Consider the following 20,295-nt stretch of genomic DNA (forward strand, 5'->3'; position numbering starts at 1 on the left):
TCAGAGCGAACCGTCGGCCGCCTCCCGTTCGTTGCCCCACTCAACCTGCGGTCCGTCGAACTGGACGGCGTGCCGCGGCCGGTGGGCGGCGGCACCGAGCACGAAGGCGTCCGCCGCACCGTCGAGCACACCGCCCGAGGGATCGTCGTCACCGGCCCGCCGCACCACGTCCCGTTCCGGCATGAGGATGTCGCGCAGGACCATCGCGCAGAGGTACGCCGTGCCCATCAGATGCAGGCCGATGGCCCAGTGATAGCCGTCGGTCGGCAGTCCCTTGTGGGCATCGCCGCTGGTCGTGTACGCGAGGTACATCCAGATCCCCAGGAAGTACGCCACCTCGCACGCCTGCCAGATGAGGAAGTCCCGCCACTTCGGCCTGGCCAGCACGGCCAGCGGCACCAACCACAGTACGTACTGCGGCGAATAGACCTTGTTGGTGAGGATGAACGCGGCGACGATCAGGAACGCGAGCTGGGCGAACCGCGGCCGGCGGGGAGCGGTCAGGGTCAGCGCCGCGATGCCCGCGCAGCTCAGCAGCATCAGCGACGTGGCGAGCGTGTTGACGGTGTCGGTGCTCAACGGGTCGCTGGAGTTCTGGGCGATGATCAGCCAGAAGGAGCCGAAGTCCACGCCCCGCTCCTGGCTGAACGTGTAGAACTTCGACCAGCCGTCGAAGGCGAAGAACATCACGGGCAGGTTCACCACGAGCCATGAGACGACCGTGCCGCCCAGGGCCTTGCCGAAGTCCCGCCACTTGCCCGCTCGCCAACAGAGCACGAACAGCGCCCCGAGCAGGAAGACGGGATAGAGCTTGGCGGCCGTGGCGAGCCCCAGGAGGACACCGAAGGCGAGCGAACGGCCCCGCGCCCACATCAGCATCGCGGAGGCCGTCAGAGCGACCGCCAGCAGGTCCCAGTTGATGGTGGCGGTCAGCGCGAAGGCGGGTGCCAGGGCGACCAGCAGGCCGTCCCAGGGGCGACGGGCATGCGTACGGCTCACGCAGACGACGATGATGGCCGCGCACACCATCAGCATCCCTGCGTTGACCATCCAGTACCACTGCTCCTGGTCCTGGATGCTGCCGCTGCCGGGCGTGAGCCAGGCGGCGACCTCCATGAACACACCGGTCAGCACCGGGTATTCGAGGTACTGCATGTCGCCGGGAAGCTTGTCGAAGTACGGGACGAGTCCGTCGGCGAAGCCGCGTCCCTGGTAGAGGTGGGGGATGTCCGAGTAGCACGCGTGGGTGTACTGGGAGCTGGCACCGAAGAACCAGCCGCCGTTGTAGCAGGGCGCCTTCTGGACCAGGCCGAGCGCGAACAAGCCGATGGCCACGAGTGCGATGACCCGGACGGGGGTCCACCAGGACGTCCCCAGCAGGGCACGCCGCCCGAGAGGGCCACCGATGAACTCGCTGCCGTTCCTGGAGATCTCGTCGTCCTTGGTCGGACGCACTGGCTCCGACTCGTGCACGCTCGCTGGCGTCGATTCAGCACTGGGCATGCCGCACATCCTGCCGTACGAGGCTGGGAGCACGCCGTGGGCTACGGGGAAGCGGCCGCCGGACCATGGACTTCAGGTGATGACGGGAAAGCACAGAGGCGCATCCGCGGCCACGAAGGGCCCGAATGCGCCTCATGTGAGACAGAGCAGGGAGCGTGCTATCCGCTCGATCCTCCGAACAGCCCCCCGTTGCCGTTCCCGTTGGTGTTGCCGCCGTTCTCATCCGTCGATGTGGCCGTCGGTGTCGAGGACACGCCTCCGTCGGTGCCACCGTTGTCGGTGCCGCCCGAGTCGGTGCACTGCCAGGAGAACCGGCAGGACTCGGTCGGCGTGGGCGTCGGAGTCGGTGTCGGGGTGGGCGTCGGAGTCGGTGTCGGGGTGGGCGACTCGGTCTCCGTGGGCGTCGGAGTGGGCGTCGGGGTGGGATCGTCGTTGAGGATCTCGCCGATGGCCTCCGGCGTCGGGAAGTCCACGGACTTCTCGCCCTTCAGCGCCTGCTCCATGTAGTCGTGCCAGATCTCGGACGGGAACGAGGCGCCGTGGATCTTCTCCTGGCCGCCCGTGCCGTACATCTCCAGGAACGTGCGATTCTTCTTGGTCTCGTCGTCGTCCAGCCGGAACATGATGATCGAGGTGGACAGCTGTGGGGTGTACCCCACGAACAACGCGGACTTGTTCTTGTCGGTGGTACCGGTCTTCCCCGCCACCTCACGGCCGGCCAGCTGGGCGTTGGTACCGGTGCCCTTGTCGACCACGGTCTTGAGGACGTCGGTGACGTTGTCGGCGACCTTCTTCTCGAAGGCCTGCGTCGGCTTCGCCCGGTGGGTGAAGATGTCGCCGTCCTTGCTCGTCACACTCTCGACCGAGTACGGCTCGTTCTGCTTGCCGCTGGCCGCGAAGGTGGCGTACGCGCCCGCCATACGAATGGCGCTGGGGTCGGAGATACCGATGGAGAAGGACGGGAAGCTGGTACCGGCCAGGCTGTTCTCCTTGAGACCGGCATCCATGGCCGCCTCCTTCACCTTGTCCAGGCCGACATCCATGCCGAGCTGCACGAAGGCGGAGTTCACCGACTCCCGCATCGCCTCACGCAGGTCGATCTGGTACTTGGGAGGAGAGCCGTAGGACTCCTTGCCGTCGTTCTCCTGGTTCCACTCCTTGCCCTCCTCGTTCTCCCAGATCGAACCGTCGTAGTTCTTGATCTTGAGGCCGTTCTCGCCGCTGAACAGGCTCTTCGCGTTGACGACCGTGCGCTCGTCCTGCGCCTGGCTCTCCCCCAGGTCCGGGTCGCGCACTCCCCACTTCATCGCCGCCGCGAGCACGAACGCCTTGAACGTCGAACCGACCTGGGCGCCGGTCGAGTCGCAGTTGTTGGCGAAGTGCTTGGTCGCGTCCTCACCTCCGTAGCAGGCCCGGATCGCACCGGTGGCCGGCTCCACGGACGCCCCGCCGAACTGAACGTAGGTGTCCTTGGTCGGCCGCTTCTTCGGGTCGATGTTCTCCTTGCGGACCTTCGCGACGGCTGCCTCGAGTTCGTTGACCTTGTTCTTGTCGAAGGTCGTGTAGATCGAGAAGCCGCCCTGTTGGAACTTGTCGGCGCTGATGATCTTGTTGTTGATCAGGTACGCCTTGGCGAGGTCGACCAGATAGCCGATCTGTCCCTTGAGCTGGGTGTTGGACCGGGGGTTCTGCGACTTGGGAAGCGTCCTGTACTTGGCCCGGTCCGCCGCGCCGAGGTGGCCGTACTCGACCATCTTGTCGAGGGTGTTCTGCATCTGCCGCAGGGCCCGCGCGCTGTTGGCCGCAGGCGTGGCATTCGTCGGATCGATGGACGGCGCGCCCGCCGGGTCGTAATACGTGGCGCCCTTGAGCGTGGCGGCAAGGAAGGCGCACTCGCCCGGGTTCAGATTCTTGGCGTCCTTGTTGAAGTACGCGCGCGCGGCCGCCTGGATGCCGTAGGCGTTGCGGCCGTAGTACGCGGAGTTGAGGTAGCCCGCCATGATGTCGTCCTTCTTGACCGTGGCACCCACCTTGATGGAGATGAAGATCTCCTTGAACTTGCGGGTGATGGTCTGGGACTGGTCATCGAGGCGTGCGTTCTTGACGTACTGCTGGGTGATGGTGGAGCCACCCTGTGTGTTGCCGCCCCTGGCCATGTTGAACACGGCGCGGGCGATGCCCTTGGGGTCGATGCCGCTGTCGGTGTAGAAGGTCTTGTTCTCCTGCGAAACGACGGCGTATTGCATCGCCTTCGGGATCTGCGCGAGATTGATGATCTGACGGTTCGTCTCACCACCGGTGGAGACCATCTCGGTCTTGTCGGACCAGTAGTAGACGTTGTTCTGCGCCGTCGCGGTGTCAGCGACTTTGGGAACGCTCACCAGTGCGTACCCGACGCCGGCGACCGCGACCAAGCCTCCGACAAAGCCGATGAACAGCCCCGTCACCAGCTTCCAGGACGGCACCCAGCGCGCCACCCCGTACTTGCCCGCGCGCGGATAGTCGATGAGCCGCTTCCTGCCGGCATCGGAAGCACGTCCCCGACCGGTCGGGGACCCGCGTCGGCCTCCACGGACCGGCTCTGCCCCTCGGCGGCGACCACCGCCCGTGCTTCTCTGGGCCGCCCGACGGGCCTCGGTACGGCTGCCGGGCAGACGGTCGTCGCCTCCCGGACCATAAGCCGACTCCTGGGAGCTCGTCCCATAGGAGTCGGCAAGAGATCCGGTGGCGCCTCGCGGAGCGGCGCGGCGGCCGGAGGACGAGCCGGACTGGCCGCGTCGGGCCGCGGCACGTCCGCCACCCTGCGGCTGCGGCGGTTTGCGACGGTGCTCGCTCATCGAACGACTACTCCTCGGGCAGGCGCACCTTTGCGCGCCTGGAAACGGCGACTGGTTTCCGGTCCCCCCGAAGTACGGATGTGGTCGGTTCCGCATTCATCCGTACTGCACCCGGAACACCGACGCCCCCCAGGCGTCACTCGGCTCCCGGTGGTGTGCATGCCGCACAGACTACGCACCGTCAAAACCTGCCGAGCTCCGAAGTTCACCCCAAATCAGGCAACTTGGATCACATGAATCATTGATGTGATCCCGTTCACCGTCCTCCCACTTGTCCCTTCCGGAAGGCCGTTCTATCGTCTTGATGTATCGAGTCGATACATCGGTGCGAGACAGAGACGAGGAGGCGACGATGAGCCGGCGTGCCGGGATCCTCGAATTCGCCGTACTCGGCCTGCTCCGCGAGTCCCCGATGCACGGCTATGAGCTGCGTAAACGCCTCAACACGTCACTGGGCGTGTTCCGTGCGTTCAGCTACGGCACGCTCTACCCCTGCCTCAAGACACTGGTCGTCAACGGCTGGTTGATCGAGGAACCGGGGAACACCACCGAGGACGCCCTCGCCGCACCACTCACAGGACGTCGCGCCAAGATCGTCTATCGGTTGACGGCGGAAGGTAAGGAGCACTTCGAGGAGCTGCTCTCGCAGACCGGCCCCGACGCGTACGAGGACGAGCATTTCGCCGCTCGTTTCGCCTTCTTCGGGCAGACCTCACGCGACGTCCGCATGCGAGTCCTCGAAGGCCGCCGCAGCCGGCTGGAGGAGCGCCTGGAGAAGATGAGTGCCTCGCTGGCACGCACCCGGGAGCGCCTCGACGACTACACGCTTGAGCTCCAGCGCCACGGGATGGAGTCCGTGGAGCGCGAAGTGCGCTGGCTGAACGAGCTCATCGAGAGCGAGCGGGCCGGCCGGAACCTGAAGGGTCCCGGCCATGGAGAGCCCACTCGCGACACCACAGAGGGAGCGCCGGGCGTCCTGCCCCGGCCCGGGGACACCCCCGGGCCGGATACGCCCGGCGACACCACCACGTGAGGTCCCTGCCAGGGCCTCACTCGTACACACAGGGAGCAACCGGAATGGGTTCGGTGCGCGTAGCCATCGTCGGCGTGGGCAACTGTGCCGCGTCACTGGTGCAGGGAGTCGAGTACTACAAGGACGCCGATCCGGCGTCGAAGGTCCCCGGCCTGATGCACGTCCAGTTCGGCGAGTACCACGTCGGTGACGTCGAGTTCGTCGCCGCCTTCGACGTCGACGCGAAGAAGGTCGGCCTCGACCTCTCGGACGCCATCGGTGCCAGCGAGAACAACACGATCAAGATCTGCGACGTCCCGAACAAGGGCGTCGCGGTACAGCGTGGCCACACGCTCGACGGCCTCGGCAAGTACTACCGCGAGACCATCGAGGAGTCCGCCGAGACCCCTGTCGACATCGTTCAGATCCTGAAGGACAAGCAGGTCGACGTCCTCGTCTGCTATCTGCCGGTCGGCTCCGAGGACGCGGCGAAGTTCTACGCCCAGTGCGCCATCGACGCCAAGGTCGCCTTCGTCAACGCCCTTCCGGTCTTCATCGCCGGCACCAAGGAGTGGGCGGACAAGTTCACCGAGGCGGGCGTCCCGATCATCGGCGACGACATCAAGTCCCAGGTCGGCGCCACCATCACGCACCGCGTGATGGCCAAGCTGTTCGAGGACCGTGGTGTCCGTCTTGAGCGCACCATGCAGCTCAACGTCGGCGGCAACATGGACTTCAAGAACATGCTGGAGCGGGACCGCCTCGAGTCGAAGAAGATCTCGAAGACGCAGGCGGTCACCTCACAGATTCCCGACCGCGACATGGGCGCGAAGAACGTCCACATCGGCCCGTCGGACTATGTGGCCTGGCTGGACGACCGCAAGTGGGCGTACGTCCGTCTTGAGGGCCGTGCCTTCGGTGACGTCCCGCTGAACCTGGAGTACAAGCTCGAGGTCTGGGACTCCCCGAACTCAGCCGGTGTCATCATTGACGCCCTGCGTGCCGCGAAGATCGCCAAGGACCGCGGCATCGGCGGCCCGATCCTTTCGGCGTCCTCGTACTTCATGAAGTCCCCGCCGGTCCAGTACTTCGACGACGAGGCCTACGACAACGTCGAGAAGTTCATCAAGGGCGAGGTCGAGCGCTAGAGAAGCAGGGCACAGTGCGCTGGTGAGACAGAGCATCACGGGCTGAGGCTCATCCAAACGCTCCTGCCAGGGCTGTCGAGGGTCCCCCGGGTCGCACCCCGGGGGACCCTCGTCGTATGTGAGGCTGTGCCCCATGTCCGTCGTGCCTGATCTGCAGGTCCTGCTGCGGCTCCGGGACTTCCGGCGCCTGCTCTTTGTCCGCCTGCTCTCCCAAGGTGCAGACGGCGTCTACCAGATCGCACTCGCCGCCTATGTCGTCTTCTCCCCGGAGAAGCAGACCTCGGCCACCGCGATCGCCTCCGCGATGGCTGTCCTACTTCTCCCCTACTCCTTGGTGGGTCCTTTCGCCGGCGTCCTCCTGGACCGCTGGCGCCGTCGCCAGGTCTTCGTCTACGGCAACCTCGTGCGTGCCCTACTGGCATCGGCGACGGCGGCACTGATGCTCAGTGACGTTCCCGACTGGCTCTTCTACGTCTCCGCCCTGTGCGTCACCGCGGTCAACCGCTTCATCCTGTCCGGCCTGTCCGCCGCCCTGCCCCGTGTCGTCGACGAGGAGCGGCTGGTGATCGCCAACTCCCTTTCCCCGACGGCCGGAACCCTCGCCGCCACCGCAGGGGGCGGCCTCGCCTTCGCCGTACGGCTGGTGGTGGCCGACTCCGACGCGGCCGTCGTGCTGCTGGGAGCGGGGCTGTATCTGTGCGGCGCACTCGCCGCACTGCGCATCCCACCGGAACTGCTGGGTCCCGAAACCGAGTTGCTCCAGCCCCGCCTCGGTACCGCGCTGACCGGTACCGCACGCGATCTGGTGGCCGGCGTACGGCATCTGGCCGCACCATCACGCCGGTCTGCCGCCCGGGCGCTGGGTGCGATGTCGTTGATGCGGTTCTGCTACGGCGCACTGCTCGTCATGGTGCTGATGCTCTGCCGCTACGCCCTGAGTTCCGATCCTGACGACGGACTCGCCCTGCTGGGACTGGCTCTGGGAATCTCCGGCGCCGGATTCTTCGCCGCCGCCGTCCTCACCCCCTGGGCCGCGGGCAGACTCGGGCCCGAGCGTTGGATCGTTGTGTGCGCCGCAGCCGCCGCGGTACTGGAGCCCACCCTCGGACTCCCCTTCGCCACCGCCCCCATGCTCATGGCGGCGTTCGTCCTCGGTCTGATCACCCAGGGCGCGAAGATCGCCACGGACACCATCGTGCAGTCCTCCGTCGACGACGGCTTCCGGGGCCGGATCTTCTCGGTCTACGACGTGCTGTTCAACATCGCTTTCGTGGGCGCCGCCGCCGCGGCCGCCCTGATCCTGCCGCCGGACGGCCGCTCGGTGACCCTGGTAGTAACCGTCGCCGTCATCTACGCAGTGGTCGCCGCCGGGATGGCGAGGGAACGACGGATGGTGGGGGAACGATGAGGGGCGATGTTTCACGTGAAACATCGCCCCTCGACCTACTCGAAGGTCATGTTTCACGTGAAACATGACCCCGTTTCACGGCCTCAGCTCTGCTCGACCCACCACTTCTTGAGTGCGGCCACCGCCTCGTCATGCTTCATCGGCCCGTGCTCCAGACGAAGCTCCAACATGTGCTTGTAGGCGTGGCCGATGGCAGGACCCGGGCCCACATCGAGGATCTCCATGATCTGGTTGCCGTCGAGGTCGGGCCTGATCGCGTCGAGCTCCTCCTGCTCCTGAAGCTGGGCGATCCGCTCCTCCAGACCGTCGTACGCACGCGACAACGTGGCCGCCTTGCGCTTGTTCCGGGTCGTGCAGTCCGAGCGGGTCAACTTGTGGAGCCGGTCGAGCAGCGGGCCCGCGTCCCGCACATAGCGGCGTACCGCCGAGTCCGTCCACTCCCCGGTGCCGTACCCGTGAAAGCGCAGATGCAGTTCGACGAGCTGGGAGACGTCCTTCACCAGTTCGTTGGAGTACTTGAGTGCTGTCATCCGCTTCTTCGTCATCTTCGCTCCGACCACTTCGTGGTGGTGGAACGAGACACGACCGTCGTTCTCGAAGCGGCGGGTGCGCGGCTTGCCGATGTCATGGAGAAGCGCGGCCAGGCGGAGAGTCAGGTCGGGCCCTTCCTCCTCCAGTTCGATGGCCTGCTCCAGAACGATCAGCGTGTGCTCGTAGACGTCCTTGTGCCGGTGGTGCTCGTCGCTCTCCAGGCGCAGGGCCGGGAGCTCCGGAAGGACATGCCCGGCGAGACCCGTGTCGACGAGCAGGGTCAGTCCCTTGCGGGGGTTGGCGGACAGGATGATCTTGTTGAGCTCGTCCCGGACACGCTCGGCCGAGACGATCTCGATACGCCCGGACATGTCCTTCATGGCCGCCACGACTTCGGGGGCCACCTCGAAGTCGAGCTGGGCAGCGAAGCGCGCCGCGCGCATCATCCGCAGCGGGTCGTCGGAGAAGGACTCCTCGGGGGTGCCCGGGGTACGAAGTACACGCGCTGCGAGGTCGTCGAGGCCGCCGTGCGGGTCGATGAACTTCTTCTCGGCAAGCGAGAACGCCATCGCGTTCACCGTGAAGTCACGCCGGACGAGGTCCGCCTCGATGGAGTCCCCGTAAGCGACCTCCGGCTTGCGCGAGGTCCGGTCGTACGCCTCGGACCGGTAGGTGGTCACCTCCACCTGGAAGCCGTCCTTCTGCCCCCCCACCGTGCCGAAGGCGATCCCGACCTCCCACACCGAGTCCGCCCACTTCTTGAGGATCTTCAGTACGTCCTGTGGGCGAGCGTCCGTCGTGAAGTCCAGATCGTTACCGGGCCGGTCCAGCAGTGCGTCCCGGACAGGCCCGCCGACCAGGGCGAGCGAGAAGCCGGCCGCCTGGAAACGACGCGCGAGGTCGTCGGCGACAGGGGCGAACCGCAACAGTTCATTCACCGTGTGAGGCTGCGCCTGGCTGGGGGCACTGAGAAGGTTTTCGTCGGCGTTCGGCACAACAGAAGAGGGTACGTGGCCCGGGCAGCCCTGAGCGCCTCCATTAAACGTGCACCGAGTCTTCATCCATCCCTGCACAAGGTCTGCCCCGGAGACTCACGGACCCGCTCCCCTTTATACGCACACATTCGGGACAGCACGGCAGCCTCAACCGATCTTGTGGAGCAGTCCGCGGCACTTCCCCTCAGCGCGCATCGTTACCATGCGTGGACGCACATTCCGACGACCACTGACGACGACGAGGGACGGGCGAGCGCGTGGCCGAGGCGGCAGACTTCCAGGGGACGTGTCCCTCACCTGCCCGCCGCTGGCTGCGGCGCACCGGTGTCCTGCTGGCAGGGGTGCCGCTACTGGCCGGCCTGTGCCAGATCTCCGCCGCCCCACCCGCCCAGGCCGCTGCCGACTCCGGTTCGGTGTCCGTCGCCGTCGACACACTCAGCCCCAGCGCACCTACGGACGGTGACACGATCACCGTGTCCGGGACGGTGACCAACAACGGGAAGAAGGCCGTCACCGCAGCCCATGTGGGACTGTGGGTGGGCCCCGAGCTGAACACCCGCTCGTCGATCGACACCGTCACCGAAGACAGCGACTCCCTTCAGGACGCCACGGGATCGGAGGTCGGCGGCAAGTACGTCGCGAAGTTCTCGCAGCTGACCCCCGGCGTCGCCCAGCCCTTCTCCATCTCCGTGCCGGTCGACAAGCTGGACCTCGGCAGCGCCGGTGTCTACCAGTTCGCCGTCTCCCTCTCGGGCAAGACCTCGGCGCAGTCGTGGGACCAGATGCTCGGCGTCCGACGGACCTTCCTGCCGTGGCAGTCCGACGAGGCGGACACGAAGACCAGGACGACGTTCCTGTGGCCGCTGATCTCCACCGTCCACATGACGGCGGAGACCGGATCGAACGCACAGCAGACACCGGTCTTCCTCAACGACGACCTCGCCGAGGAGATCTCGGCGGGCGGCCGACTGGACCAGATGTTGTCGCTGGGCGAGGACCTCAATGTCACCTGGGTGATCGACCCGGACCTGCTTGCGTCCGTCGACGCGATGACCCGCAGCTACCGGATCCGAGGCGAGGGCGACACCACCACGGCGGGCACCCACCAGGCAATCGCCAAGCAGTGGCTGGCAAAGCTGCAGAAGGCGGTGGAGGGCCAGGAGGTCGTCGCGCTGCCCTTCGCCGATCCCGACCTCGCCTCCCTCGCCCACAACGGCACGAGTGTCAGCGGCTCGCTCAGCCATCTCGACGAGGCCACCGACGTCGCGGCCACCACGGTGAAGACCGTGCTCCACGTGACACCGAGCAGCGACTTCGCCTGGCCCGTGAACGGCGCGGTGGATCCGTCCATCGTCAAGGTCGCCACCTCCGCCGGCGCCGACAAGGTGATCACACGCAGCGACAGCCTCCAGGAGACCGGTGGCCTCTCCTACACGCCGTCCGCTGCCCGTCCCATCGGTGGCGGCACCACGGCTGTCGTCGCAGACGCCCGGCTGTCGACGGCGTTCCAGGGCGATCTGACGAAGGCTTCGACCGCTACCCTCGCTGTCCAGAAGTTCCTCGCCCAGAGCCTCACTCTCGATCTCCAGACGGACAAGCAGCGCAGCATCGTCGTCGCCCCGCAGCGCATGCCGACGGCGAGCCAGGCCGGTGCCATGGCCGAGGCGATCACCGCCCTGGAGAGCGGGAACTGGTCCGAGACCCAGAAGCTCACGGCGGCGGCCGCGGCCAAGCCCGATCCCGGGGCCACCACCAAGGTGCCCTCGGCATCCGCCTACCCCGCCTCACTGCGCAAGCAGGAGCTGTCGAAGTCGGCCTTCCAGCAGGTCGCGAGCACGCAGGACAAGCTCGACAACTTCAAGGTGATCCTGTCCGACCAGTCCCGCGTCGTGACCCCATTCGGGCGGGCCGTGAACCGCGAGATGTCCACGTCGTGGCGGGGCCGCGCCGCCGAGGCGAGCGGCTTCCGCAGCGATGTAAAGACCTACCTCGACCAACTGACCTCCCAGGTCAGCCTGATCGACAAGTCGGAGACCAAGCTCTCCGGCCGCAGTGCCACCATCCCCGTGACGGTTCAGAACAACCTCGTGCAGGGCGTGCAGCACCTGAGGCTGCGGCTGACGTCGCTGAGTGCGAACCGGCTCGAGATCGGCGGCTACTCGTACTCCGAGCAGGCGGTCGAGGTTTCGGGCGGCCACAGCCAGACGGTGAAGTTCACCACGACGGCCAACGCCAACGGCAAGGCCGCGGTGGTCGCCCAGCTGTACACGGAGGACGGCCAGCCCTACGGCAATGCCGTCAGGTTCGACGTGAAGGTCACCGAGTTCACGGCCACGGTCATGCTGGTCATCGGCGGCGGGGTGCTGCTTCTGGTGCTGGCAGGATTCCGGATGTACACCCAGCGCAAGCGCGCGGCCGCCCGTGAGGCCGAGCAGAACGGCCCCGATGACGAGGCCGGCGAGGCCGTGGATGACCCGGAGAACCCCGAGGGTCCCGATGACCGTCTCAAGGAAGAGTCCGGCACCGGCACCGGGGCAGACGACCCGGAGCAGCCGAGTGACCTGACAGCGGACACCGCAGCGGAAAGCGCCGGGCCGTCCGGCACGGGTGAGAGAGTGGACCGTTGAGGATGTCGTGGCCGGTGGGCCCGGGACGATGAGGTGGGTAACCATGAACGCGCCGTACGACGGTGACAGTCAGGGCGCGGGCAACTCGGGTCGCCCCGAAGGCCCACCGCCCGAGCCCGGCCAGGTTCCGCCGCAGCCGCCCGCGGACATGTACCTCCAGGACGCTTACGACCAGGACCCGTACCGGGCGCAGGACCTCCACGCCCAGGACCCGGTCACGGAGGCCCTCTACGACCGTGCGGCACACCCCCCGCCGCCGCCTGGCACCTATCAGCCGCAGCAACCGCTGTACTCGCAGCCGCCCCAGTCCCCGTACGCTCCCGACCCGCACGTGTGGGCGCAGACCCCGGCGCCGGAGCCGGAGGGCCCGACGCAGTTCCTGCCGTACGGCGACAACCCCCGCACCACCCAGTTCGTGGGCGTCGACGACCTGGTGACCCAGGCCGGCGAGGAGCGTCACGAGCCGGACGCCTTCGCGCACCTCTTCCGCGACCAGCAGCAGGGTGGCGGCCGCCCGACGGATCCCCCGTCGGTACCCGGCCCGACACCGGCCCCTGGCGGCCCGTCACGGACCCCGCAGTTCCAGGCACCCGCGGCGCCCACGCCCTCGGCCGACGAGACCATGAACCTCGGGACCGCGCCGGCCCTCGCGCAGACGGCACCCCCCGCTGCTCCCACGGCTCCCGCCAAGAAGGGCGGGAAGGCCACGGGCCTGTTGAAGTCGAGCGCCGTGATGGCGGCCGGCACGATGGTCTCCCGCCTCACCGGCTTCATCCGCTCGGCGCTGATCGTGTCGGCGCTCGGTACCGCCCTGCTGGGCGACTCCTTCCAGGTGGCCTACCAGCTGCCGACCATGATCTACATCCTCACCGTCGGCGGCGGTCTGAACTCCGTCTTCGTGCCACAGCTCGTGCGCGCCATGAAGGAGGACGACGACGGCGGTGAGGCGTTCGCGAACCGGCTCCTGACGCTCGTCATCGTGGCTCTCGCCGCCCTCACCGCACTCACGATGCTCGGGGCACCACTCCTGGTGCGTGCGCTGTCGAACTCCGTGGCGACCAATCCGGCCGCCAATGATGTCGCCATCACCTTCACCCGCTACTTCCTGCCATCCATCTTCTTCATGGGCATCCATGTGGTGATGGGGCAGATCCTCAACGCGCGCGGCAAGTTCGGCGCGATGATGTGGACTCCGGTCCTCAACAACATCGTCATCATCGTGACGCTCGGGATGTTCCTCTGGGTGTACGGCACCGCCAGGCACTCCGGCATGAACGTCACGAACATCCCGCCGGAGGGGCAACGGCTGCTCGGTGTGGGCATCCTGCTCGGACTCGTGGTGCAGGCGCTCGCGATGATCCCGTATCTGCGCGAGACGGGTTTCCGGCTTCGCCTGCGCTTCGACTGGAAGGGCCACGGCCTCGGCAAGGCCGCCATGCTCGCGAAGTGGACCATCCTGTTCGTCCTCGCCAACCAGGCGGGCGCCCTCGTCGTCACCCAGCTCGCCACCGCGGCCGTCGCCGACACCAAGATTCCCGGCACGGGCTTCAGTGCCTACGCCAACGCCCAGCTCATCTGGGGGCTCCCGCAGGCCATCATCACCGTCTCGCTGATGGCCGCCCTGCTGCCGCGTATCTCCCGCTCGGCCGCGGAGGACGACGCCGGGGCAGTCCGCGACGACATCTCCCAGGGGCTGCGCACCACGGCGGTCGCGATCGTCCCGATCGCCTTCGGTTTCCTCGCACTCGGCATCCCGATGTGCACCCTGATCTTCGGTGCCTCCAGCACCGGCGCCGCCACGAACATGGGCTACATGCTGATGGCCTTCGGCCTCGGTCTGATCCCCTACTCGGTGCAGTACGTCGTCCTGCGTGCCTTCTACGCCTACGAGGACACCCGGACGCCCTTCTACAACACCGTGATCGTGGCAGCCGTCAACGCCGCCGCCTCCGCCGTCTGTTACGCCGTCCTGCCGCCCCGCTGGGCTGTGGTCGGCATGGCCGCCGCCTACGGTCTGGCCTACTCGATCGGGGTCGGCGTGGCCTGGCGCCGGCTGAGCAAGCGCCTCGGTGGCGACCTGGACGGCAAGCGCGTCCTGCGGACCTACGCCCGTCTCTGCATCGCCTCCGTACCGGCGGCTTTGCTGAGTGGGGCGGCCTGCTACGGCATCGGTCACTCGCTCGGTCAGGGCGTCATCGGTTCGTTCGCCGCGCTGATCGCGGGCGGAGCTGTTCTGCTCGGGATCTTCTTTGTCGCGGCACGCAAGATGCGTATCGAGGAGCTGAACTCCCTGGTCGGCATGGTCCGGGGGCGTCTGGGGCGCTGAGGCGGGGGTACGCGCACAACCATCGTCCGCCACCGTGTGTCGTGCATAGCGGCGGACTGTGGGCACAATTGGGTTCTGCGTCACACGACGCGCAATGAATGGGGAGGCAGGGAACGACGGTGGCGGAACGGAGCACGGCTGCCGTCGACGTGGCAGACAACAGCGGTGACGAACCGCTGACCGCCAAGGCGGACCAGTCCACGGCCGACGGCGTGGCCAAGAACCGGGAGCGGGACACGGAAGACGTCGAGGCACAGGGGAGTGGCGGGACCGACAATCCCGGCAAGGCATCACCGCCGGAACTGCACAGCGGCCACAAACTCGCCAGACGCTACCGTCTCGAGGAGTGCGTCACCCGTCTGGACGGCTTCAGCAGCTGGCGGGCCGTCGACGAGAAACTCCGTCGGGCCGTCGGCGTGCACATCCTGCCCGCGGACCATGCACGGGCACGTTCCGTCCTGGCCGCGGCCCGTTCCTCCGCGCTGCTGGGCGACCCGCGGTTCGTGCAGGTCCTGGACGCCGTCGAGGAGAACGATCTCGTCTACGTCGTCCACGAGTGGCTTCCCGACGCGACCGAACTGACCGCACTCCTCGCCTCGGGCCCGCTGGAGGTGTTCGATGCCTATCAGATGGTCAGTCAGGTGGCCTCCGCCATGGCAGCTGCCCACCGTGAAGGCCTCGCGCACCTGCGGCTGAATCCGAACGCGATCCTGCGGACATCGAGCGGTCAGTGGCGCATCCGCGGTCTCGCCGTGAACGCCGCGCTGCGCGGTGCCAGTTCGGAGACACCGCAGCGGACGGACACGGAGGCCATCGGCGCCCTCCTGTACGCGGCGCTCACCCAGCGCTGGCCGTACGAGAACGACGCCTACGGCCTCGCCGGTCTGCCCAAGGACGTCGGCCTCATCGCACCCGACCAGGTGCGGGCGGGCGTCCACCGCGGGCTGTCCGAGCTGGCGATGAGGGCCCTCTCCAACGACGGTGCGACGGCCTCCCGTCACGAGTCGGCGTGCACCACACCCGAGGAACTGGTCAAGGCGATCGGTGAGATGCCCCGCATCCGCCCGCCGGAGCCGGTGTTCACGGCCCCGCCCGAGTACCAGCGCACGACGTATCAACAGGGGACGTACGGCCGCCCCGCACCGCGTCCTGGCTTCACCCAGCCGGTCTCGGTGCCGCCCCCACCACTGCAGAGCCGCACCGGCCGAGCCTTGAAGTGGGCGGTCTCGGCCCTCCTCATCGCCGCGCTGGGCCTGGGCAGTTGGCAGCTCGCGGACGCTCTGATGGATCAGGGCGGAAAGTCGAACGAGAACCAAAACCAGACGACCGACGACGGCGACAAGAACAGCGCGACGCCGAAACCGACGAAGACGCTCAGCATCGATGACGCCGAAGAGTACGTCGCCAAGGGTGACGCACAGCATCCAGGCGACGTGAAGCTGACCTACGACGGCAGCTCGACCACAGGATGGCGGACCAGCAGCTACACAAACGGTCCGGACATGGTGATAAAGCCCGGCGTCGGCATCGTCTACGACCTCGGCTCCGCCCAGGAATTGTCCGCAGCGACCCTGTCGTTCCGATACGGCGGCAACCACACGACGGTTGAGCTGTATGCCACCGACTCCCTCAGCTCGTCCACACCACTGAGCTCGATGCAGAAGCTGGGCAGGACGAAGACAAACAGCGCCTCAGCGAACGTGAAGGTCGACAAGCCGGTGAAGAGCCGTTACGTGCTGGTCTGGCTGACCGCCCTGCCGTATTCCGGAGCCGATTCCGCCAACTACAGCGACGCCGGCTACAAACAGGCCATCACCAACGTGAAGTTCACCGGCTGAGAGTTCACCGCAGACAAGGGGAGGGGGTCCGATGGCAGATGACACCGCGTATGGCGACACCAGCGATCAGGACCTCCTGGCCCGCCATGTAGCGGGCGACCACGACGCCTTCGGTGAGATCGTTCGCCGACATCGGGATCGGTTGTGGGCCGTGGCTCTCCGGACTCTCGGGGACCGTGAGGAAGCCGCTGACGCCGTCCAGGACGCCCTTGTATCCGCCTACCGGGCCGCCCACACCTTCCGGGGTCAGTCGGCCGTCACGACCTGGCTCCACCGGATCACGGTGAACGCCTGCCTGGACCGAGCCCGCAAGGCTGCCTCCCGCAAGACCTCTCCGGTCGATGACACCGAGCGCCTGGAACAGCTCCTGGAGCCGCACGAGGAGGCCTCGGCGCCTGCCGAGCGCAACGACCTCCACCGCCAACTGCTGGAGGCACTCGGCACACTTCCACCTGACCAGCGCGCCGCTCTCGTTCTGGTGGACATGCAGGGGTACCCGGTCGCCGAAGCCGCTCACATACTCGACGTGCCGACGGGGACAGTGAAGAGCCGCTGCGCCCGAGGCAGAGCCAGACTCCTCCCCCTCCTGACCCACCTCCGGCCGGAAAACGCCAGAGACGGCACTCAGAGGGGCTCAGGACGGAACCGGACGCAGGGGACTTCCGTCCCACCCGCAGCGGAACCTCCGTCAGAGGGTCCGCCGGATTCGGGACCAAGCGATTCAGCTGTAGTGAAGGGCGGAGGTGGGCGAGCGTGACTTCCACGACAGACACAGCCGGGCACCCGGATGTCGCGGAGCTCTCCGACCTCACCGAAGGCATCCTCCCAGTGTCCAGGACCGCGGATGTACGTCGGCATCTGGACGAATGCGAACTCTGCGCGGACGTCCACGCGTCCCTGGAGGAGATCCGCGGATTGCTCGGCACGCTTCCGGGCCCCCCGCGTATGCCCGCCGACGTCGCTGGCAGGATCGACGCTGCTCTAGCCGCGGAAGCTCTCCTGCACGCAACGGCTCCTGGGACGGTGAACGCCCCACCACCGGTCGAGAGCGCGCATGTTTCACGTGAAACATCGCCCACCGCCGACCGACCCACAGGACACGCCCGCACAACGACCACCGGACCCGGCCGCAAGGAACGTCAGCGGAACGGCCGACGCAGGACCGTTGTTCTGGGCACTGTCTTCGCGGTCGCAGCTCTGGGATTCGGTTCCGTACTGCTGTCATCGCTGGACGACGGCAAGCAGTCGAACGGCCCGGTCTCCGCGGCCGACACCTTCTCCGACAGCACGCTTGAGAAGGAGATCTCCGATCTCCTCGCTGCGGACCGATCCGCCACCAGTGGGTCCCGTTCCCCGCAGGACACAAACAGCATGGGCGTGGAGTCCGTCCCCAGTGGCGACCGTCAACCCTTCCTGAAGAAGGAGCCCTTGGTCCCCGCGTGCATCAAAAGGGGCATGCACAACAACGGCACGGCCCTCGCGACCGAGGGCGGCATCTACAAGGGGGCGGACGCGTTGCTTGTCGTACTGCGCGACCCCTCCGACAGCACGCGGGTGAACGCCTACATCATGGATGCGTCCTGCGTGAAGAACGCTCCGGCCGGTACAGCGAAGATTCTTCTGAAGCAGTCCTACGCACACTCCTGAGCGTTCACGCTTCGTCTCCGTCACGCGTGGTATTTCGTACCGTGTGGCCTCTCCGTGTGCCCGGACACACCGGGAATGCGCGCCCCTTAGGATCCGTTGGGTGGGGTGAGAGTTCTGAGAGGGGCTCCACCGGTCCGACGACGCAGTCCAGAGACGAGGAACCAAGCCGTGAGCGACGTTCGTAACGTGATCATCATCGGCTCCGGGCCCGCCGGCTACACGGCGGCGCTCTACACCGCGCGCGCGTCGCTGAAGCCGCTGGTGTTCGAGGGCGCCGTCACCGCGGGCGGCGCGCTGATGAACACCACCGAGGTGGAGAACTTCCCCGGCTTCCAGGACGGCATCATGGGCCCCGAGCTCATGGACAACATGCGCGGCCAGGCCGAGCGCTTCGGTGCCGAACTCATTCCGGACGACATCGTCAGCGTCGACCTGACCGGTGAGATCAAGACCGTCACCGACACCTCGGGCACGGTCCACCGGGCGAAGGCCGTGATCGTCACCACCGGTTCGCAGCACCGCAAGCTCGGCCTGCCGAACGAAGACGCCCTCTCCGGCCGCGGTGTCTCGTGGTGTGCCACCTGTGACGGCTTCTTCTTCAAGGACCAGGACATCGCCGTCATCGGCGGTGGCGACACCGCGATGGAAGAAGCGACCTTCCTCTCACGCTTCGCCAAGTCCGTGACGATCGTCCACCGTCGGGACACCCTCCGCGCTTCCAAGGCGATGCAGGAGCGTGCCTTCGCCGACCCGAAGATCAAGTTCGTGTGGGACAGCGAGGTCGCCGAGATCCAGGGTGACCCGAAGCTCTCGGGCCTGAAGCTGCGCAATCTCAAGACCGGCGAGCTCTCGGACCTGGCGGTCACCGGCCTGTTCATCGCGATCGGCCACGACCCGCGCACGGAGCTCTTCAAGGGCCAGCTCGACCTGGACGGTGAGGGCTACCTCAAGGTAGAGGCGCCCTCGACCCACACCAACGTCACGGGTGTCTTCGGTGCCGGTGACGTGGTCGACCACACCTACCGCCAGGCCATCACCGCAGCCGGCACCGGCTGTTCCGCCGCTCTGGACGCCGAGCGTTTCCTCGCCGCCCTCGCGGACGCGGAGAAGGCCGAACCCGAGAAGACCGCTGTCTGATCCCCCCGTCCCGCCCCACCGCACCAAATAGTTAAGGAGCCCGCCGTGGCCGGCACCCTGAAGAATGTGACCGACGATTCCTTCGAGCAGGACGTCCTGAAGAGCGACAAGCCCGTCCTGGTGGACTTCTGGGCCGCTTGGTGCGGTCCGTGCCGCCAGATCGCGCCGTCCCTCGAGGCGATTGCCGCCGAGTACGGCGACAAGATCGAAATCGTCAAGCTGAACATCGACGAAAACCCGGGTACGGCCGCCAAGTACGGCGTCATGTCCATCCCGACCCTCAACGTGTACCAGGGTGGCGAGGTCGCCAAGACCATCGTCGGTGCCAAGCCGAAGGCCGCGATCGTCCGCGACCTTGAGGACTTCATCGCCGAGTGATGTTTCACGTGAAACACGGTGGGGGCCGACCCGGAAGGGTCGGCCCCCGTCGTATTACAGGGGTCGCAGCGCTGGTTCCTTCTGTACCGCTCCAAGAAGCCGGTCCAGTGCCATCTCCACATCTTCCTTCCAGGAGAGCGCCGTACGCAGCTCCAGCCTCAGCCTGGGGTATGCGGGATGCGTCCTGACCGTCTTGAAGCCGACCGCGAGGAGATGATCGGCGGGTAGGAGACAGGCGGGCTCTTTCCAGCGGGCATCACCGAAGGCCTCGATTGCCTTGAAGTTCCGCCGCAGTAGATCCTTGGCGACCGTCTGCACCATCATTCGCCCCAGTCCCTGTCCCTGGTAGCCCGGCATGATGAACGATGTCATCAACTGGACGGCGTCCGGAGAGACCGGGCTCGTGGGAAACGCAGTCGCGCGGGGCACGTACGCGGGAGGAGCGTAGAGGACGAAGCCGACTGGCACGTCGTCGACGTAGACGACCCGACCGCACGATCCCCAGTCCAGCAGGACGGCTGAGATCCAGGATTCCTTCTCCACAGCAGGGGTTCCCGCTTTTACCGCGGCTTCTCCACTGACTGGGTCCAACTCCCAGAAGACGCACGAGCGACAACGCCTGGGAAGGTCCGGAAGGTTGTCCAGCGTGAGCGGTACGAGCCGACGCCCCATGAAGGCTGTTCCTCGCTTCCTTCGCCCGCAGCGTCGCGGGCGGCAGTCAGAGCATTCCGTTCCCTGAACAAGCTGCCGACGAATCCGCCGACCGCCCCGATTCCCAGGCCCGCGCTCACCAATCCGCTTCGGCTCATCGTTCGCATAACCCCTGCCTCCCCTCAGAGGGACTGCCGGGTGGATGTACCGCACCCAGTCGCATCGTATCCACACAGCGATTCCATCGAAACCGCCTG

The 20,295-nt window shown here is 66.9% G+C and carries 14 protein-coding genes; 10 read left to right on the forward strand and 4 right to left on the reverse strand.

Features of this window, described 5'->3' with window-relative positions:
- Nucleotides 1-1,503, reverse strand: a complete 1,503-nt coding sequence (locus tag OHT57_RS24970) for a glycosyltransferase family 87 protein (RefSeq protein ID WP_328748715.1) — start codon at nt 1,501-1,503, stop codon at nt 1-3.
- Between the two features lie 158 nt (nt 1,504-1,661).
- Nucleotides 1,662-4,340, reverse strand: a complete 2,679-nt coding sequence (locus tag OHT57_RS24975) for a transglycosylase domain-containing protein (protein WP_328748716.1) — start codon at nt 4,338-4,340, stop codon at nt 1,662-1,664.
- 352 nt (nt 4,341-4,692) lie between these two features.
- Between OHT57_RS24975 and OHT57_RS24980 the strand changes: the two genes are divergently transcribed.
- From OHT57_RS24980 to OHT57_RS24990, 3 genes are all read left to right on the forward strand, one after another.
- Nucleotides 4,693-5,373 carry a PadR family transcriptional regulator gene (locus OHT57_RS24980; RefSeq protein ID WP_328748717.1) on the forward strand — a complete coding sequence of 227 codons (681 nt, stop codon included), beginning with the start codon at nt 4,693-4,695 and terminating at the stop codon, nt 5,371-5,373.
- A 44-nt stretch (nt 5,374-5,417) separates the two neighbouring features.
- Nucleotides 5,418-6,500: an inositol-3-phosphate synthase gene (locus tag OHT57_RS24985; protein WP_328748718.1), complete on the forward strand. Its 1,083-nt coding sequence runs from the start codon at nt 5,418-5,420 to the stop codon at nt 6,498-6,500.
- A gap of 133 nt (nt 6,501-6,633) precedes the next feature.
- Nucleotides 6,634-7,908, forward strand: a complete 1,275-nt coding sequence (locus tag OHT57_RS24990) for an MFS transporter (RefSeq protein WP_328748719.1) — start codon at nt 6,634-6,636, stop codon at nt 7,906-7,908.
- A gap of 83 nt (nt 7,909-7,991) precedes the next feature.
- Here the strand turns inward: OHT57_RS24990 and OHT57_RS24995 are convergent, their stop codons facing one another.
- Complete coding sequence (locus tag OHT57_RS24995) at nt 7,992-9,434, reverse strand: CCA tRNA nucleotidyltransferase (RefSeq protein WP_328748720.1); 1,443 nt, start codon at nt 9,432-9,434, stop codon at nt 7,992-7,994.
- A gap of 257 nt (nt 9,435-9,691) precedes the next feature.
- On the opposite strand from OHT57_RS24995, the gene OHT57_RS25000 reads away from it, so the two are divergent.
- From OHT57_RS25000 to trxA, 7 genes are all read left to right on the forward strand, one after another.
- A complete protein-coding gene (locus OHT57_RS25000) occupies nt 9,692-12,061 on the forward strand; it encodes a DUF6049 family protein (protein ID WP_328748721.1) in 2,370 nt (789 codons plus the stop codon).
- A 43-nt stretch (nt 12,062-12,104) separates the two neighbouring features.
- The gene (gene murJ, locus OHT57_RS25005) at nt 12,105-14,387 is read left to right on the forward strand and encodes a murein biosynthesis integral membrane protein MurJ (protein ID WP_328748722.1); all 2,283 of its coding nucleotides are present in this window, start codon (nt 12,105-12,107) and stop codon (nt 14,385-14,387) included.
- A 119-nt stretch (nt 14,388-14,506) separates the two neighbouring features.
- On the forward strand, nt 14,507-16,225 hold the full coding sequence (locus tag OHT57_RS25010; RefSeq protein WP_328748723.1) for a protein kinase family protein: 1,719 nt from the start codon (nt 14,507-14,509) through the stop codon (nt 16,223-16,225).
- 31 nt (nt 16,226-16,256) lie between these two features.
- The gene (gene sigM, locus OHT57_RS25015) at nt 16,257-16,982 is read left to right on the forward strand and encodes an RNA polymerase sigma factor SigM (protein WP_328748724.1); all 726 of its coding nucleotides are present in this window, start codon (nt 16,257-16,259) and stop codon (nt 16,980-16,982) included.
- Nucleotides 16,979-17,872: an anti-sigma factor family protein gene (locus OHT57_RS25020; protein ID WP_328748725.1), complete on the forward strand. Its 894-nt coding sequence runs from the start codon at nt 16,979-16,981 to the stop codon at nt 17,870-17,872. The genes sigM and OHT57_RS25020 overlap by 4 nt, the downstream gene beginning before the upstream one ends.
- Before the next feature lie 168 nt (nt 17,873-18,040).
- The gene (trxB, locus tag OHT57_RS25025; RefSeq protein ID WP_328748726.1) at nt 18,041-19,009 is read left to right on the forward strand and encodes a thioredoxin-disulfide reductase; all 969 of its coding nucleotides are present in this window, start codon (nt 18,041-18,043) and stop codon (nt 19,007-19,009) included.
- A 45-nt stretch (nt 19,010-19,054) separates the two neighbouring features.
- Nucleotides 19,055-19,387, forward strand: a complete 333-nt coding sequence (gene trxA / locus OHT57_RS25030) for a thioredoxin (RefSeq protein ID WP_007383275.1) — start codon at nt 19,055-19,057, stop codon at nt 19,385-19,387.
- A 54-nt stretch (nt 19,388-19,441) separates the two neighbouring features.
- Here the strand turns inward: trxA and OHT57_RS25035 are convergent, their stop codons facing one another.
- On the reverse strand, nt 19,442-20,059 hold the full coding sequence (locus OHT57_RS25035; protein WP_328748727.1) for a GNAT family N-acetyltransferase: 618 nt from the start codon (nt 20,057-20,059) through the stop codon (nt 19,442-19,444).
- Nucleotides 20,060-20,295: the final 236 nt, after the last annotated feature.

It is taken from the genome of Streptomyces sp. NBC_00285 (assembly GCF_036174265.1).
Taxonomy (GTDB): Bacteria; Actinomycetota; Actinomycetes; order Streptomycetales; family Streptomycetaceae; genus Streptomyces.